The 14,951-nt window shown below is 72.2% G+C and carries 15 protein-coding genes; 11 read left to right on the forward strand and 4 right to left on the reverse strand.

Annotated features, from left to right (window positions below; all coding sequences use genetic code 11):
- Positions 1-16 precede the first annotated feature (16 nt).
- Complete coding sequence (locus tag IE244_RS04665) at positions 17-1,813, reverse strand: AMP-dependent synthetase/ligase (protein ID WP_191871294.1); 1,797 nt, start codon at positions 1,811-1,813, stop codon at positions 17-19.
- 296 nt (positions 1,814-2,109) lie between these two features.
- Between IE244_RS04665 and IE244_RS04670 the strand changes: the two genes are divergently transcribed.
- The 7 genes from IE244_RS04670 to IE244_RS04700 all read left to right on the forward strand — a co-directional run bounded on the left by IE244_RS04670 (position 2,110) and on the right by IE244_RS04700 (position 8,668).
- On the forward strand, positions 2,110-2,907 hold the full coding sequence (locus tag IE244_RS04670; protein ID WP_191871295.1) for a metallophosphoesterase family protein: 798 nt from the start codon (positions 2,110-2,112) through the stop codon (positions 2,905-2,907).
- A 151-nt stretch (positions 2,908-3,058) separates the two neighbouring features.
- Positions 3,059-3,502 (forward strand): SRPBCC family protein, encoded by a 444-nt coding sequence (locus IE244_RS04675; RefSeq protein WP_031166595.1) that lies wholly within the window; start codon positions 3,059-3,061, stop codon positions 3,500-3,502.
- A 44-nt stretch (positions 3,503-3,546) separates the two neighbouring features.
- Positions 3,547-4,722 (forward strand): ArsA family ATPase, encoded by a 1,176-nt coding sequence (locus tag IE244_RS04680; RefSeq protein WP_191871296.1) that lies wholly within the window; start codon positions 3,547-3,549, stop codon positions 4,720-4,722.
- A 57-nt stretch (positions 4,723-4,779) separates the two neighbouring features.
- Positions 4,780-5,271: a DUF5304 domain-containing protein gene (locus tag IE244_RS04685; RefSeq protein ID WP_191871297.1), complete on the forward strand. Its 492-nt coding sequence runs from the start codon at positions 4,780-4,782 to the stop codon at positions 5,269-5,271.
- A 67-nt stretch (positions 5,272-5,338) separates the two neighbouring features.
- On the forward strand, positions 5,339-6,292 hold the full coding sequence (locus IE244_RS04690; protein WP_191871298.1) for an ROK family glucokinase: 954 nt from the start codon (positions 5,339-5,341) through the stop codon (positions 6,290-6,292).
- Positions 6,293-6,437: 145 nt separating this feature from the next.
- The gene (locus IE244_RS04695) at positions 6,438-7,190 is read left to right on the forward strand and encodes an endonuclease/exonuclease/phosphatase family protein (RefSeq protein ID WP_191871299.1); all 753 of its coding nucleotides are present in this window, start codon (positions 6,438-6,440) and stop codon (positions 7,188-7,190) included.
- Between the two features lie 113 nt (positions 7,191-7,303).
- Entirely contained in the window at positions 7,304-8,668 is a 1,365-nt protein-coding gene (locus tag IE244_RS04700) for a serine hydrolase domain-containing protein (protein WP_191871300.1), read from the forward strand.
- 108 nt (positions 8,669-8,776) lie between these two features.
- Here IE244_RS04700 and IE244_RS04705 read toward each other — a convergent pair whose 3' ends face one another.
- From IE244_RS04705 to IE244_RS04715, 3 genes are read right to left on the reverse strand one after another with little or no spacing between them, the layout of a single operon-like run.
- Complete coding sequence (locus IE244_RS04705) at positions 8,777-9,466, reverse strand: TetR/AcrR family transcriptional regulator (RefSeq protein ID WP_191871301.1); 690 nt, start codon at positions 9,464-9,466, stop codon at positions 8,777-8,779.
- A gap of 40 nt (positions 9,467-9,506) precedes the next feature.
- The gene (locus IE244_RS04710; protein WP_191871302.1) at positions 9,507-10,070 is read right to left on the reverse strand and encodes a hypothetical protein; all 564 of its coding nucleotides are present in this window, start codon (positions 10,068-10,070) and stop codon (positions 9,507-9,509) included.
- On the reverse strand, positions 10,063-10,842 hold the full coding sequence (locus IE244_RS04715; protein WP_191871303.1) for an alpha/beta hydrolase: 780 nt from the start codon (positions 10,840-10,842) through the stop codon (positions 10,063-10,065). The genes IE244_RS04710 and IE244_RS04715 overlap by 8 nt, the downstream gene beginning before the upstream one ends.
- Positions 10,843-11,029: 187 nt before the next feature.
- On the opposite strand from IE244_RS04715, the gene IE244_RS04720 reads away from it, so the two are divergent.
- From IE244_RS04720 to IE244_RS04735, 4 genes are all read left to right on the forward strand, one after another.
- Positions 11,030-11,761, forward strand: coding sequence for a lysophospholipid acyltransferase family protein (locus IE244_RS04720; protein ID WP_051926857.1), 732 nt, complete (start codon positions 11,030-11,032; stop codon positions 11,759-11,761).
- Positions 11,762-11,812: 51 nt separating this feature from the next.
- The gene (gene macS / locus IE244_RS04725; protein ID WP_191871304.1) at positions 11,813-13,048 is read left to right on the forward strand and encodes a MacS family sensor histidine kinase; all 1,236 of its coding nucleotides are present in this window, start codon (positions 11,813-11,815) and stop codon (positions 13,046-13,048) included.
- Positions 13,045-13,722 carry a response regulator gene (locus IE244_RS04730; protein ID WP_191871305.1) on the forward strand — a complete coding sequence of 226 codons (678 nt, stop codon included), beginning with the start codon at positions 13,045-13,047 and terminating at the stop codon, positions 13,720-13,722. Before macS ends, IE244_RS04730 begins: the two co-directional genes overlap by 4 nt.
- A 119-nt stretch (positions 13,723-13,841) precedes the next feature.
- On the forward strand, positions 13,842-14,870 hold the full coding sequence (locus IE244_RS04735) for a 6-phosphofructokinase (RefSeq protein ID WP_031166574.1): 1,029 nt from the start codon (positions 13,842-13,844) through the stop codon (positions 14,868-14,870).
- Positions 14,871-14,951: the final 81 nt, after the last annotated feature.

Below are 14,951 nucleotides of genomic sequence, written 5' to 3' on the forward strand. Positions count from 1 at the left end.
ACCGCCGAGGGCGGCCCTACTTGGTGTAGATCGCCTCGATCTCGTCCGCGTAGTCCTTCGCCACCACGTTCCGCTTGAGCTTCAGCGACGGGGTGAGGTGGCCCGACTCCTCCGTGAACTGGGAGGGCAGAATGCGGAACTTCCGCACCGATTCCGCCTTCGACACCGCGGCGTTGCCGTCGTCGACCGCCGCCTGGATCGCCGCCAGCAGATCCGGGTCGTCCTTCAGCGACGCCGCGGTGACACCCGCGGGCTTGCCGTGCTCGGCGGCCCAACGGCCCAGGAACTCCTCGTCGACGGTGACCAGCGCGCCCACGAACGGCCGCCCGTCGCCCACCACCATGCACTCAGCGACCAGCGCGTGCGCCCGGATCCGGTCCTCGATCACCGCCGGAGCCACGTTCTTGCCGCCCGCGGTGACGATGATCTCCTTCTTCCGGCCGGTGATCTTGAGGTAGCCGTCCTCGTCCAGCGTGCCGATGTCACCGGTGTGGAACCAGCCGTCGGCCAGCGCCTCCGCGGTCGCACCCGGGTTGTTCCAGTACTCCTTGAACAGGTGCTCGCCGTGCAGCAGCACCTCGCCGTCGTCCGCTATCCGCACCACCGAGCCCGGCAGCGGCTGGCCGACCGTGCCGATCTTCTGCCGGTCCCACGGGTTGAACGCGGTCGCCGCGCAGGACTCGGTCAGGCCGTAGCCCTCCAGCACCGTGAAGCCGATGCCCCGGAAGAAGTGGCCGAGCCGCTCGCCCAGCGGGGCGCCGCCGGAGATGGCGTACTCGCCCCGGCCGCCGAGGACCGCGCGCAGCTTGCTGTAGACCAGCCTGTCGAAGACCTTGTGCTTGACCTTCAGGCCGAACGCCGGGCCGGACGGGCTGTCCAGCGCCTTGCTGTAGGCGATCGCGGTGTCCGCGGCCTTGTCGAAGATCGCGCCCTTGCCGTCCGCCTGGGCCTTGGCCCGCGCGGAGTTGTAGACCTTCTCGAAGACCCGCGGGACACCGAGGACCAGCGTCGGCCGGAAGGCGGCCAGCTCCTCGGTGAGGTGCTTGATGTCCGGGACGCAGCCCAGCTTGATCGGCGCCATCATCGGGGCGATCTGCACGAGCCGGCCGAAGACGTGCGCGAGCGGCAGGAAGAGCAGCACCGAACACTCGCCGGTACGGAACAGCGGGCGCAGCCGCTCCACGATGTTGCCGCACTCGGCGAAGAAGCTGCGGTGGGTGAGCACACAGCCCTTGGGGCGGCCGGTCGTACCGCTCGTGTACACGATGGTCGCCGGGTCGTCGGCCCTGGCGAGCGAGCTGCGCTCCTCGACCGTCTCGTCCGACACGTCCTGCCCGAGCCGGCCCAGCTCCTCCACGCCCCCGGCCTCGATCTGCCAGACGTGCTTGAGCGCGGGCAGCGACTCGCGCACCGACTCCACGGCCGCCGCGTGGTTGTCGAGCTCCACGACGCACGCCGTCGCGCCCGAGTCGGACAGGATCCACTGCACCTGCTCCGGCGAGCTGGTCTCGTACACCGGCACCGTGACCGCGCCCGCGCTCCAGATCGCGAAGTCCATGAGCGTCCACTCGTAGCGGGTGCGGGACATCAGTCCCACCCGGTCGCCCGGCTGCACCCCGGCGGCGATGAGGCCCTTGGCGGCGGTGTGCACCTCGGCGAGGAACTCCCGGGCCGTCACGTCCTGCCAGGCACCACCGGACTTGCGGGAGATGACGGCGACGTCGGGATGCTGCGCGGCGTTTCTGCGGACGATGTCGGTCAGGTTGCCGTCGGCAGGGACCTCGTACAAAGCCGGAAGGCTGAACTCGCGCAAGACTGCTGCTCCTCATAGGGCGCCGGCGCCACGACACTGTGTGATGCGACGGTGCGGTCCAAGGCTCGGGCTGGTGCTCGGGTCTTCGGTCGTTGAAATCCAGAGCACGACTGGACGGCCCGGACGTTACCCGCCGGTATGGCGATCCCGACAGGGGGTTCCGGTGAGATGTTCGCTGCGTCACACATGTTGGCGTTCCTTCGCGCACAGTAGTCCACGGCTGAACCGACCGGCGAGTAACCGCAGGCCGGACCGACACTGTTCACGCACATCCCACGGGCCTACGCTTGATCGCCATGGCATCCACACGCTCCGGCAACCGAAGGACGCGCGTGCACGTCGTCAGTGACGTGCACGGCAACGTCCGTGACCTGGCCCGGGCCGGCGAGGGTGCCGACGCCCTGATCTGCCTGGGCGACCTCGTCCTCTTCCTCGACTACGCCGACCACTCGCGCGGGATCTTCCCGGACCTGTTCGGCAAGGAGAACGCAGACCGGATCGTCGAGCTGCGCACCGCCCGCCGCTTCGAGGAGGCCCGGGAGTTCGGCGCCCGGCTGTGGGGCGGCATCGGCGCCGACCGGGCCGGGGCCATGGAGAAGGCGGTCCGCAAGCAGTACGCCGAGCTGTTCGCCGCGTTCCCCACCCCGACGTACGCCACCTACGGCAACGTCGACATGCCGCCCCTGTGGCGGGAGTACGCCCGGCCGGGCACCACCGTCCTCGACGGCCAACGGGTGGAGATCGGCGGCTGGACCTTCGGCTTCGTCGGCGGCGGTCTGCGCACCCCCATGCGGACGCCGTACGAGATCGGTGACGAGGAGTACGCCGCGAAGATCGAGGCGGTCGGCGAGGTCGACGTGCTGTGCACCCACATCCCGCCGGAGGTCCCCGAGCTGGTCTACGACACCGTCGCCCGCCGCTTCGAACGAGGCAGCCGCGCCCTGCTGGCCGCGATCCGCCGGACGAAGCCCCGCTACTCGCTCTTCGGACACGTCCATCAGCCGCTCACCCCCCGGATGCGGATCGGCGCGACCGAGTGCGTGAACGTGGGCCACTTCGCCGGGACGGGCCGGCCCTGGGCGCTCGAATGGTGATCAACAGGCCATGGATGGTCGTCGGCAGGCCATGGACGGTGACCGGCGGGACATGGGTGAAGGCGGCAGGTCGGCGGCGCGGTAGCCTTCACGCTGCACACACGTGCGCACACGACCTCTGTACCGGCCCGCATCTGGAGGAGCCACGGCGATGGCGGAACACACCAGCTCGAGCATCACGATCGAGGCGGCACCGGCCGACGTCATGGGGGTGATCGCCGACTTCGCCCGCTACCCGGACTGGACGGGTGAGGTGAAGGAGGCGGAGGTCCTCAGGACCGACGACCAGGGCCGCGCCGAGCAGGTCCGCCTCGTCATGGACGCGGGGGCCATCAAGGACGACCAGACGCTGGCCTACACCTGGACCGGCGGCAACGAGGTCTCCTGGACCCTGGTCAAGTCCCAGATGCTCCGCTCGCTCGACGGCTCGTACATCCTCAAGCCCGCGGGCCCCGCCACGACCGAGGTCACCTACCTCCTCACGGTCGACGTCAAGATCCCCATGCTCGGCATGATCAAGCGCAAGGCGGAGAAGGTCATCATCGACCGCGCCCTGGCGGGCCTGAAGAAGAGGGTGGAGTCGGGGGAGAAGTAGTCACCGCGGTCCGGCACCCGCGCACGGCGGTACCGTTCAGCCTCATGCGCACCATCCTGATCACGGGCCCAGGCGGCAGCGGTCGTACGACCATCGCTGCCGCCACCGCACTGCGCGCCGCAGCCGACGGCACCCGCACCCTCCTGCTCAGCGCCGACCACACCGACACCCTGGGCGCTGCACTGGGCTCCGCGACCGGACCGGCCCCCGTCGAGGCCGCCGCGAACCTCACCGCCTGGCGCCCGGACGCCGCCGAACGCTTCCGCCAGGACCTCACGGCCTTCCAGACCCGCGCCGCGAACGTCCTCGACCTGCTCGGCGCCGCCCGGCTGGACGCCGAGGAGGTCACCCCGCTGCCCGGCGCCGGGGAGCTGTCCTTCCTGCGCGCCCTGCGCGACGCCGCCCTCTGCGAGCGCTACGACCTCCTCGTCGTCGACCTCCCGCCCCTGCCGCAGGCCCTCGCCCTCCTCTCGCTCCCCGAGGAGCTGCGCCGCTACCTGCGCCGTCTGCTCCCGCCCGAGCGGCAGGCGGCCCGCGCCCTGCGCCCCGTCCTCGGCCGGCTGGCCGGTGTCCCCATGCCCGCCGACTGGCTGTACGAGACCGCGGCCCGCTGGGACGTCGAACTGGCCGCCGTCGAGGCCGTCCTCGCCGACCGGGACACCGTCGTACGCCTGGTCGCCGAACCCGGCCCGGCCGGTGCCGACGCCGTACGCGCCGGCCGCCTCGGCCTCGCCCTGCGCGCCCTGCGCACCGAGGCCCTGATCGCCAACCGCGTCCTGCCCGAGGCCACCGGCGACAGCTGGTTCTCCTCCCTCCTCGCCCAGCAGCGCAAGACGCTCGCCGACTGGCAGGACGAGCCGTACGACGTCCACCCCGTCCCCCACCTCGGGCGCGACCCGCGCGGCACCGACGACCTCGGCGCCCTCGACCTGCCCGCCGTCAACCCGTCGCCCGCCCCGCCCGAGTGGCCCGTCGCCGACCGGATCGCCGAGGACGGCGTGCTGGTCTGGCACATCCCGCTGCCCGGCGCGATACGGGACGAGCTGGACCTGATCCGGCGCGGCGACGAACTCGTCATCACCGCCGGCCCCTTCCGCCGGCTCGTGCCGCTGCCTTCCGCCCTGCGCCGCTGCACCGTCGCCGGCGCCGCCCTGCGCGAGGGCGAGCTGCGCATCCGCTTCGCCCCGGACCCCGGCCTGTGGCCCGCCGGCGGCCGGTGAACCGGATACGGCCGTTCAGGTAACGTCGTAAGGGCGAACCGTAGTCAGGAGTCCGCCATGAGCGAAGAGCGTCCCGCATCCGACTCGTCCGAGGAGCAGGGCCGGGCGGCCGACGCCGACGCCTGGGCCACGGCCTGCGCCGAGGACCTCGCCGCCGAGAAGGCCCGCCGCCGCACCGAGTACGGCCCGGAGCCGGGCTCGGCCGCCGAGGAACTGAAGAAACTCGTGGACACGGTGGCCGACAAGCTCTCCGGCCTCTCGTCACCGCTGCTCGGCGGCCTCGCCGGACCGGCCGCCCAGCAGGTGGTGCGCCAGGTCGTCCAGCAGGCCAAGGCCGCCGTCGAGCCCGTCATAGACCGCAACCCGGACGTCTTCGACCACCTGGCCGCGGCCGGCGGTGAACTGCTCGCCGCCTACCGCTCGGCCGTCCAGGCCCAGGAGCAGCGCTGGACCGCCCGCACGGCCGACGACCTCACCCGCGAGGGGCCGGACGGCCGGCGCGACCGGGGCGAGGGCACCGGCCCAGGGGAACGTATCGACCTGGACTGAAGCCCTCCTCCAGCAGGGCCTCGGGTACGGTTGGCCGTAGCGGGGCTCGACCGAAACTGAGGGATTCATGGGACTCACCATCGGCGTCGACATCGGCGGCACCAAGATCGCGGCCGGCGTGGTCGACGAGGAAGGCAACATCCTCTCGACCTTCAAGGTGCCGACCCCGGGTACGCCCGAGGGCATCGTGGACGCCATCGCCTCGGCCGTGGAGGGCGCCCGCGCCGGGCACGAGATCGTCGGCGTGGGTATCGGTGCGGCCGGTTACGTGAACCGGCAGCGCTCCACGGTGTACTTCGCGCCGAACATCGACTGGCGCCAGGAGCCGCTGAAGGAGAAGGTCGAGGCCCGCGTGGGCCTCCCGGTCGTGGTCGAGAACGACGCCAACGCCGCCGCCTGGGGCGAGTACAAGTTCGGCGCCGGCAAGGGCCACCGCAACGTCATCTGCATCACGCTCGGCACCGGCCTCGGCGGCGGGATCATCATCGGCAACAAGCTGCGCCGCGGCCACTTCGGCGTGGCCGCGGAGTTCGGTCACATCCGGATGGTCCCGGACGGCCTGCTGTGCGGCTGCGGCTCCCAGGGCTGCTGGGAGCAGTACGCCTCGGGCCGCGCGCTCGTCAGGTACGCCAAGCAGCGCGCCAACGCCACCCCCGAGAGCGCCGAGATCCTGCTCGGTCTCGGTGACGGCACCCCCGACGGCATCGAGGGCAAGCACATCTCCATGGCCGCCCGTCAGGGCGACCCGGTGGCCGTCGACTCCTACCGCGAGCTGGCCCGCTGGGCCGGTGCGGGCCTCGCGGACCTGGCCTCCCTCTTCGACCCGTCCGCGTTCATCGTCGGCGGGGGTCTGTCCGACGAGGGCGAACTGGTCCTCGACCCGATCCGCAAGTCCTACAAGCGCTGGCTGGTCGGCGGCAACTGGCGTCCGGTGGCCGACGTGATCGCGGCCCAGCTCGGCAACAAGGCAGGCCTGGTGGGCGCGGCCGACCTGGCCCGGGAGCCCGACCCGATCATGTGACGTCCCCTTCTCTGCTGCGGCCGCTGCGCCGACCTCAGGGGCGCGGGGAACCGCGCGACCAGCCATCCACCACCGGCGGTCGCGGCGGACCCCGCGCCCCGAGTTGTTGGGCGCCCCCGCCCCGAGCGCGTCGTACATTGACGGCATGGCAACCCCCCTGCTCCCCAACTCCCGCACGGAAGCGGACGGTTCGTCCGTCATCCGCGTCCTGAGCTACAACATCCGCTCGATGCGCGACGACACCGACGCCCTCGCGAGAGTGATCACCGCCTGCGCCCCCGACCTCGTCCTGATCCAGGAAGCCCCCCGCTTCTTCCGCTGGCGCAAGAAGCTCGCCCGTCTCGCCGCGGCCTGCGGCCAGGTGATCCTCACCGGCGGCGCCACCGCGGCGGGTCCGGCGATCCTCTGCTCGCTGCGGGCCACCGTGGAGCGGACGGAGGACCTCCTGCTGCCCCTCACCCCCGGCCTGCACCGGCGCGGCCTCGCCACCGCGGTGATCCGCTTCGGCGGGGCCCGGCTGGGCGTGATCAGCTGCCATCTGAGCCTGGACGACACGGAGCGGTACGAGCAGGCCGGCCTGCTCCTCGACCGGGTCGCCGCCCTGGGTGTGGAACACGTCGTCGCCGGCGGCGACCTGAACGAGGGTCCCGACGGCCCCGCCTTCCGCCTGGTCTCCGCGACCCTCAAGGACTGCCGGGCCGTCGCCCCCTGGGGCGGCGAGGAGACCTGGCCGCACAGCGAGCCCCCGGAGCGCATCGACGCCGTCTTCACGACGAAGGGCATCGAGGCGCTCGGCTGCGGGGTCCCGCTGGACCAGCCCGGTGTCACCCGGGCCGACCTGGACGCGGCCACGGATCACCTCCCGGTGCTGGCGGCACTGCGCGTACCCGGGGCGTGAGACTCCTTGAACTAAGTACAGGAAACGTCTTGTGCGCCTCCCCATGCTCGCCTACAGTCCTTCCTGTACTTAGTTCAAGTCGCTTGGTCCCGGTGACCAGGAGGGGGAGTCCGATGTCCGGCAGGCGTGAGCGGTTGGCCGCGTTCGTGGAGACGGCGGCGAAGGAGTACGGGGTGCCGGGGGCGGCGGTCGCCGTGCTGACGGGCGGCGAGGAAATCCACGTCGCGCACGGCGTGACGAACGTGGAACACCCCCTGCCCGTCGACGAGCACACGCTCTTCCCGATCGCCTCGGTGAGCAAGAGCTTCACGGCGACCGCGCTGCTGCGCCTGGCCGGGCAGGGCAGGGTGGACCTCGACGCACCGGTCCGCCGGTACGTTCCCGAGCTGCGCCTCGCCGACGAGGACACCGCCGCCCGGATCACCGTGATGAACCTGCTCAACCACACCGCCGGCCTGGACTGGAACCTGGTCGACGCCGACGAGGGCGACGGCTCGCTCGCCGCGTTCGTCGCACAGCTGGACCGGCTGCCGCTGATCGCGCCGCCCGGTGCCCGGGCCTCCTACAGCCAGGCCGGGTACAACCTGCTCGGCCGGGTGGTGGAGAACGTCACCGGCAGCACGTTCGAGGAGGCGCTGGCCGATCTGGTGCTGCGGCCGCTGGGCCTGACCGACACCGTCTTCGACCTCGACGACGTCGTGGTCCGGCGCTTCGCCACGGGCCACCACCGCACCGAGGACGGCACCCTCACCCTCGCCCGCCCCTGGAAGTCCTGGCGGGCCGGACTGCGCGGCAACAACCCCGGCGGCGGCATCGTCTCCTCGGCGAGCGACCTGCTGCGCTGGGCGCGGTTCCAACTGGGCGACGGGGAGGGGGTGCTGGCCGCCGAGTCGCTGCGCCGGATGCAGGAACCGACCGTCGCACTGCGGGGCAGCACCCTCGGCGACGCCTTCGGTATCGGCTGGTTCCTGCGGGACGTGGAGGGCGTACGCATGGTCGGCCACGGCGGCTCGGGCAACGGGCAGTTCGCCGAGCTCCTCCTGGTGCCCGGACGGGACTTCGCCGTCGTCTCGCTGGCCAACGCCGGCCCGGACGGCTACCAGTTCAACCAGGCGGTGCTGAAGCAGGCGCTGGAGCTCTTCCTCGGTGTCGTCGAGCGGGAGCCCGAGCCGCTGCCGTACGACGAGGGGCGGGCGCGGGAGGCCGCCGGGCGGTACGAGATCGACGCGATGAACCTCGACATCGTGGCCGAGGACGGCCGGCTCACGCTGGCCGTGGGCATCAAGCCGGAGATCCGCGCGGCGTCCGCCGCGCAGATGCCGCCGGACTGTCCGGCGGCGGAGATCGGCTTCCTGCCCGGGGACGAGTACCTCGTCGTCGAGGGCGGCCTGAAGGGCCAGCGGGGCTTCTTCTCCCGTGCGGCCGACGGCACGGTGACGGGGGTCGACCTGGCAGGGCGCCTCTTCAGCCGGGTCTGACCGTTTCCACACGGCTGCGGGCGCGTGGGGGGCTGGTCGCACGGTTCCCCGCGCCCCTTCGGGGCGCTCATCGGCGGCACCTCTCGGCGAGCGGCGCCCATGACTCGTTCAGCCGGCGCCGCGCACCGCGTCAGGCCGCAGCCCCTCCAGCAGCGCCCGCAACCCGGCCGCGTAGGTCCCGTCCGGTGCGTCGGCGTACCCCGCGGCCGTCGCCGCACTCGTATCGAGCCGCGCCCGCAGCCGGGGAAACCCCTCGGCCGCCTTCGCCGCCTCGGCCAGCGTCTTTTCGAACCGCCCCTCGGCGTCCTCGCCGGCCCGCCGCAGCTTGCGCGACAAGGACGCCATCGCCGACGCCCCGAGCGCGTTCCCGAGCACGTACGTCACCACCGCGCCCGCCGCCCGGTCCGCCTCCCGCGCCGAGAACCCGGCGGTCTCGAAGACCCCGAGGAGGTGGTCGTCGTAACGGGCCTTCCCGGTGCCGTAGAGCAGATGGGAGCCGATCGCCTGCACCAGCCACGGATGCCGTACGAGCATCGTGCGCAGCCGGTCGGCCATCGCCGTGGCGGCGCCCCGCCAGTCCGCCGCGTCGAGTGCCGGCAGCTCGATCTCCTGCCACACCCGGTCGGCGGCGAGCAGCACGAGGTCGTCCTTGTTCTTCACATGCCAGTAGACGGCGGTCGCCGCGGCTCCCAGCCGTGTGCCGAGGCTGCGCATGTTCAGCCCTTCGAGACCTTCGTCGTCCAGAAGCTCCACGGCGGTCCGGACGATCTGTCCCGGGGTGAGCGTGTCACGCGGCATGGGCTCACGATAGGTGAGCCGACGGCGACCTGTACAAAGTTCAGACCACGGCGCCCCGCCCGGGGTCGTCGTCCTCCTCGTCGTCCGTGCGCATCCGCATCACCAGCGTGGCGAAGCCGCCGAGGAAGCCGCCGACGCCGAGGGTCGTCAGCCACCAGGTCATGTCCCAGCGGAGCAGCACCGCGAGCAGCACCAGGACCGGCCCGCCGACGACGCCCAGCCACGCGAACTTCGCCGTGGCATCGGCGGCCGGCAGCGGCGGCGGCTCCGGCGGCACGAAGTGGCCCTCGTCGTCCTCGTCGAAGTCGTCCTCGGAGGGCTCCGGAGCCGTGTAGTCCCGCGGACCGACGCCGGGCGCGAACGAGACCGAGCTGCCCAGCGGCCGGACCGGTGCCTTGCCGGTGTCGCTCTCGGCGTCCTGCTCCGGCTCCGGCAGCGCCAGGTCCTCCACCGGCTTGAAGGGCCTGGAGCCCGGCGGATCCGGCGGCTCGTCGCCGTACCCGGCGACGATGGCCCGCCAGGCGGCGTCCTCGTCGAAGGGCACCTTCTGCTCGTCCGGCTCGCGGCCCTCGCGGTCCTCGCGGCCGGACTCGTGCTCAGCCACCTGTGGCCGTCCCTTCCTCACCGACACCGGGTGCGAGCCGGCCGATGAAGGCGAGGCTCTCCTCGAAGACCCGGTCCGCATCCTCGTCCAACGTCGCCACGTGGTAGCTGTGTTCCAGCACGGTCTCCGTCACGTCCGTGGACGACACCCGGCTCAGCACCCGCGCCGAGTCGGCCGCCGGGACGACATGGTCCTGGGCACTGCGCAGCAGCAGCAACGGCTGGGTGACCTGGGGCAGCTCGCCGTCCAGCCGGCGCAGGAACACCCGCAGCGAGTGCGCCGCGTGCAGCGGCACCCGGTCGTAGCCCAGCTCGGCCGCGCCCTCCTTCGCGATGTCGCTGGCGATGCCCTTCGTCGTCCGCACGAGATGCCGCGCCACCGGAAGGGCGTACGCCGACAGGCCGTGCACGCGGTTCGCCGGGTTGACGACCACCACGCCGGCGACCCGCTCGCCGTGCCGGGCCGCCAGTCTCAGGGCCAGCGCGCCGCCCATCGACAGGCCCGCGACGAACACCCGGGAGCAGCGCTCGGACAGCACGCGCAGTTCGCGGTCCACCTCCGCGTACCAGTCCTGCCAGCCGGTGACCTGCATGTCCTCCCAGCGGGTGCCATGGCCGGGCAGCAGCGGCAGCGACACGGTCAGGCCGTGCGCCGCGTGGTGCTCCGCCCAGGGGCGCAGCGACTGGGGCGAGCCGGTGAAGCCGTGGCAGAGGAGGACCCCCACTTCCCCGCCCTCGTGGCGGTACGGCTCGGCTCCGGGGAGGACCGGCACCTTCGACGCTCCTGTTTTCTGCAAGGGCCCCCACCGATGGCCGGCAGAGGCGAGGGGACAACGCGCGGATGTGGTTCACCGTACGCGACCGCACTGACACCGACCAGGGTCGTCGGGTCCATTGACGGTCCTCCGGGTTAAGGTCTGTCCGACGGAAACAGGAGGCACACGGGTGTTGTACGGGACGATGAAGGTCGCCATCGGGGGACCGCTGAAGGTCGCCTTCAGGCCCTGGGTGGAGGGCCTGGAGAACGTACCGGCCGAGGGCGCCGCCATTCTGGCGAGCAATCACCTGTCCTTCTCGGACTCGTTCTTCCTGCCCTCGGTCCTGCACCGCAAGGTCACCTTCATCGCGAAGGCCGAGTACTTCACCACCCCGGGCGTCAAGGGCCGGCTGACGGCGGCCTTCTTCAAGGGTGTCGGACAGCTCCCGGTGGACCGCTCCGGGGCGCGCGGCGCCGGCGAGGCCGCGATCAAGAGCGGCATAGAGGTGCTGGAGCGCGGCGAGCTGTTCGGTATCTACCCGGAGGGCACCCGCTCGCCCGACGGGCGGCTCTACCGGGGCAAGCCCGGTGGCCTCGCGCGTGTGGCGCTCGCCACCGGCGCGCCGGTCATCCCGGTGGCGATGATCGACACCGAGAAGATCCAGCCGCCCGGCAAGGTGATGCCGAAGCTGATGCGGCCCGGCATCCGCATCGGCAAGCCGCTGGACTTCAGCCGCTACCACGGCATGGAGCACGACCGCTTCGTCCTGCGCGCGCTGACCGACGAGGTCATGTACGAGATCATGAAGCTCTCCGGCCAGGAGTACGTCGACATGTACGCGACGGCGGCCAAGCGGCAGATCGCGGAGGCGGCGAAGGCGGCCAAGGAAGCGGAGAAGGCCAGGGAGGCCGAGAAGAAGAAGGCGGAAGGCTAGCCGGGCAGCAGGGGAGCCCGGGGGGTTCCAGGGGACGGGGGGACGGGGGACATGCCCAAGCGCGAGCGCGTCATGAGGATGTCGGTCGAGCTGCCGCTGTGGCGCGCGCTCACCGGCTACCGCGTGCTGACCGTGCTGTACGCCATCGGTCTGTGCGCCACCGCGTACTCCCACTTCGTCCGCCCCTGGATCGCCGTCGCCTACTACGCCGTCCTGCTCGTGTGGACCCTCGCCACCCTGCCCTGGGTGCGCAACGCGGCGAGCTGCACCAGGCGTTTCCTGGCCGCCGACCTGACGATCGCCCTCGTCGGCATCCTGCTCACCCCGCTCGCCGACAGCCACGCGCGGATCGCGGGCGACGGGCCCACCCTGCCGTCGATATGGACCGCCGGTTCGGTGCTGGCCTTCGCCCTCAAGGGCGGCTGGCGCTGGGCGGCCGTCGCCTCCACGGCGGTGGCGGCCGCCAACCTGGTCGAGCGCGGCCACCCCGCCCTGGACACCGTGCACAACGTGATCCTGGTCTGGGTGGCCTCGATCGCCATCGGCTACGTCGTGGAGGTCGCCCGCGCCTCCGAGCGCACCCTGGCCCGTGCCCTGGAGATCGAGGCCGCGACCCGTGAGCGGGAGCGGCTGGCCCGGGACATCCACGACGGGGTGCTCCAGGTGCTGGCGATGGTGCAGCGGCGCGGTGCGGTCATCGGCGGTGAGGCGGCCGAGCTGGGACGGCTCGCGGGGGAGCAGGAGGTGGCGCTGCGCACGCTGGTCTCCGGTGGTCTGGTGCCCGTCTCCCGGGTGTCCGAGGACGCCTCCGAGGGGGCGTTCGTGCGGGCCGTGGAGGAGCCGTACGAGGACGAACCGGACGCCCCGCTCGATCTGCGCTCCCTGCTGGCGCCGTACGCCGGTGCCCGGGTGAGCCTGGCCGAGCCCGGGGCGCCGGTCGAGCTGCCCCGGCCGGCCGCGCGGGAGCTGGCCGCCGCGGTCGGCGCCGCCCTGGACAACGTCCGCAGGCACGCGGGGGCCGGGGCCCGGGCCTGGATCCTGGTCGAGGACGAGCCGGACGAGATCGTCGTGACCGTCCGGGACGACGGCCCCGGCATCCCCGAGGGCCGGCTCGCCCGGGCCGAGGGCGAGGGCCGGCTCGGCGTGGCCCAGTCGATCCGGGGGCGGCTGCGCGACCTGGGCGGCAGCGCCGACCTCGTCTCCGTCCCCGGGCAGGGCACGGAAGTGGAACTGAAGGTACCGAAGAGCGCCGCACGGGCGCGGGGGAAGAAGGCGGAGCGGCGATGAGCGAGCAGCGGGACCCGATCAAGGTGATGGTGGTGGACGACCACCCCATGTGGCGCGACGCGGTCGCCCGGGACCTGGCCGAGTCCGGCTTCGAGGTGGTGGCGACCGCCGGCGACGGCGAACAGGCGGTCCGCCGCGCCATGGCCGCAGCCCCCGACGTCCTCGTGCTGGACCTCAACCTGCCCGCCAAGCCCGGCGTCCAGGTGTGCAAGGAACTGGTCGGCCACGACCCGGGGTTGCGCGTCCTGGTCCTCTCGGCGAGCGGTGAGCACGCCGACGTCCTGGAGGCCGTGAAGTCCGGCGCGACCGGCTACCTGCTGAAGTCGGCCTCCACCGAGGAGCTCCTGGAGGCCGTGCGCCGTACCGCCGTCGGCGACCCCGTCTTCACGCCGGGGCTGGCCGGGCTCGTCCTCGGTGAGTACCGCCGGCTGGCCGCCGAGCCCGTGCCCTCCCCGGACACCGACGAGCCCGGGGCGCCCCGGTTGACGGACCGGGAGACGGAGGTGCTGCGGCTGGTCGCCAAGGGCCTGAGCTACAAGCAGATCGCCGAACGCCTCGTCATCTCCCACCGCACGGTCCAGAACCACGTCCAGAACACCCTCGGCAAGCTCCAGTTGCACAACAGGGTCGAGCTGGTGCGGTACGCCATAGAGCGCGGGCTGGACGACGCGTAGCCCCCGCCGCGGCGGCGCCCGCCACGAATCACGAATCACCCTTCCCGCCTCTCCCGATGTGACGCGAATCACCACTAGCGTGACTCTGTGTCAGGGAACCGCGGCGAAGGGACATTTCCATGCGGGTCGGAGTACTGACCGGAGGCGGCGACTGCCCCGGGCTCAACGCCGTCATCCGGGCCATCGTCCGCAAGGGCGTGCAGGAGTACGGCTATGACTTCACCGGCTTCCGGGACGGCTGGCGCGGCCCCCTCGAAGGCGACACCGTCCGTCTGGACATCCCCGCGGTGCGCGGCACCCTGCCCCGCGGCGGCACCATCCTCGGCTCCTCGCGCACCAACCCCCTCAAGGTGGAGAACGGCATCCGCCGGATCAAGGACAACCTGGCCAAGCTGGACGTCCAGGCCCTCGTCGCGATCGGCGGCGAGGACACCCTCGGTGTCGCCGCGCGGCTGTCCGACGAGTACGGGGTGCCCTGCGTCGGGGTCCCCAAGACGATCGACAACGACCTGTCCGCCACCGACTACACCTTCGGCTTCGACACCGCCGTCAACATCGCCACCGAGGCGATCGACCGGCTGCACACCACCGCCGAGTCCCATATGCGGGTCCTGGTCGTGGAGGTGATGGGCCGGCACGCCGGCTGGATCGCCCTGCACTCGGGCCTGGCCGGCGGCGCCAACGTCATCCTCATCCCCGAGCAGCGCTTCGACGTCGACCAGGTCTGCGCCTGGGTCACCTCCCGCTTCCGGGCGTCGTACGCGCCGATCGTCGTCGTCGCCGAGGGCGCCATGCCGAAGGACGGCGACATGGTGCTCAAGGACGGGTCGCTGGACTCCTTCGGGCATGTCCGGCTCTCCGGGGTCGGCGAGTGGCTGGCCAAGGAGATCGAGAGCCGCACCGGAAAGGAGGCCCGGACCACGGTCCTCGGGCACGTCCAGCGCGGCGGCACGCCCAGCGCCTTCGACCGCTGGCTGGCCACCCGTTTCGGGCTGCACGCCATCGACTGCGTCCGCGACGGCGACTTCGGCACGATGGTCGCCCTGCGCGGCACCGACATCGTCCGCGTCCCGCTCGCCGAGGCCACGGCCAAGCTGAAGACGGTGGACCCGAAGCTGTACGCGGAGATCGGGGTCTTCTTCGGCTGACCCGGCAGCCGGCCCGCTGGTCATCGGACAGACGTCGAACCACCCGTGACGCCGCCGCGGTCACCGCGGCGGCGTCACGCG

It is taken from the genome of Streptomyces filipinensis, assembly GCF_014649495.1.
Classification (GTDB): Bacteria; Actinomycetota; Actinomycetes; order Streptomycetales; family Streptomycetaceae; genus Streptomyces; species Streptomyces filipinensis.

Bases quoted from the DNA above. Each gene is read 5' to 3' on its own strand.
- macS (WP_191871304.1), top strand. From the start codon at position 11,813: ATGCCCAAGCGCGAGCGCGTCATGAGGATGTCGGTCGAGCTGCCGCTG.
- IE244_RS04730 (WP_191871305.1), top strand. From the start codon at position 13,045: ATGAGCGAGCAGCGGGACCCGATCAAGGTGATGGTGGTGGACGACCAC.
- IE244_RS04705 (WP_191871301.1), bottom strand. From the start codon at position 9,466: ATGCCGCGTGACACGCTCACCCCGGGACAGATCGTCCGGACCGCCGTG.
- IE244_RS04695 (WP_191871299.1), top strand. From the start codon at position 6,438: ATGGCAACCCCCCTGCTCCCCAACTCCCGCACGGAAGCGGACGGTTCG.
- IE244_RS04690 (WP_191871298.1), top strand. From the start codon at position 5,339: ATGGGACTCACCATCGGCGTCGACATCGGCGGCACCAAGATCGCGGCC.
- IE244_RS04680 (WP_191871296.1), top strand. From the start codon at position 3,547: ATGCGCACCATCCTGATCACGGGCCCAGGCGGCAGCGGTCGTACGACC.
- IE244_RS04720 (WP_051926857.1), top strand. From the start codon at position 11,030: ATGAAGGTCGCCATCGGGGGACCGCTGAAGGTCGCCTTCAGGCCCTGG.
- IE244_RS04670 (WP_191871295.1), top strand. From the start codon at position 2,110: ATGGCATCCACACGCTCCGGCAACCGAAGGACGCGCGTGCACGTCGTC.
- IE244_RS04675 (WP_031166595.1), top strand. From the start codon at position 3,059: ATGGCGGAACACACCAGCTCGAGCATCACGATCGAGGCGGCACCGGCC.
- IE244_RS04700 (WP_191871300.1), top strand. From the start codon at position 7,304: ATGTCCGGCAGGCGTGAGCGGTTGGCCGCGTTCGTGGAGACGGCGGCG.
- IE244_RS04685 (WP_191871297.1), top strand. From the start codon at position 4,780: ATGAGCGAAGAGCGTCCCGCATCCGACTCGTCCGAGGAGCAGGGCCGG.
- IE244_RS04735 (WP_031166574.1), top strand. From the start codon at position 13,842: ATGCGGGTCGGAGTACTGACCGGAGGCGGCGACTGCCCCGGGCTCAAC.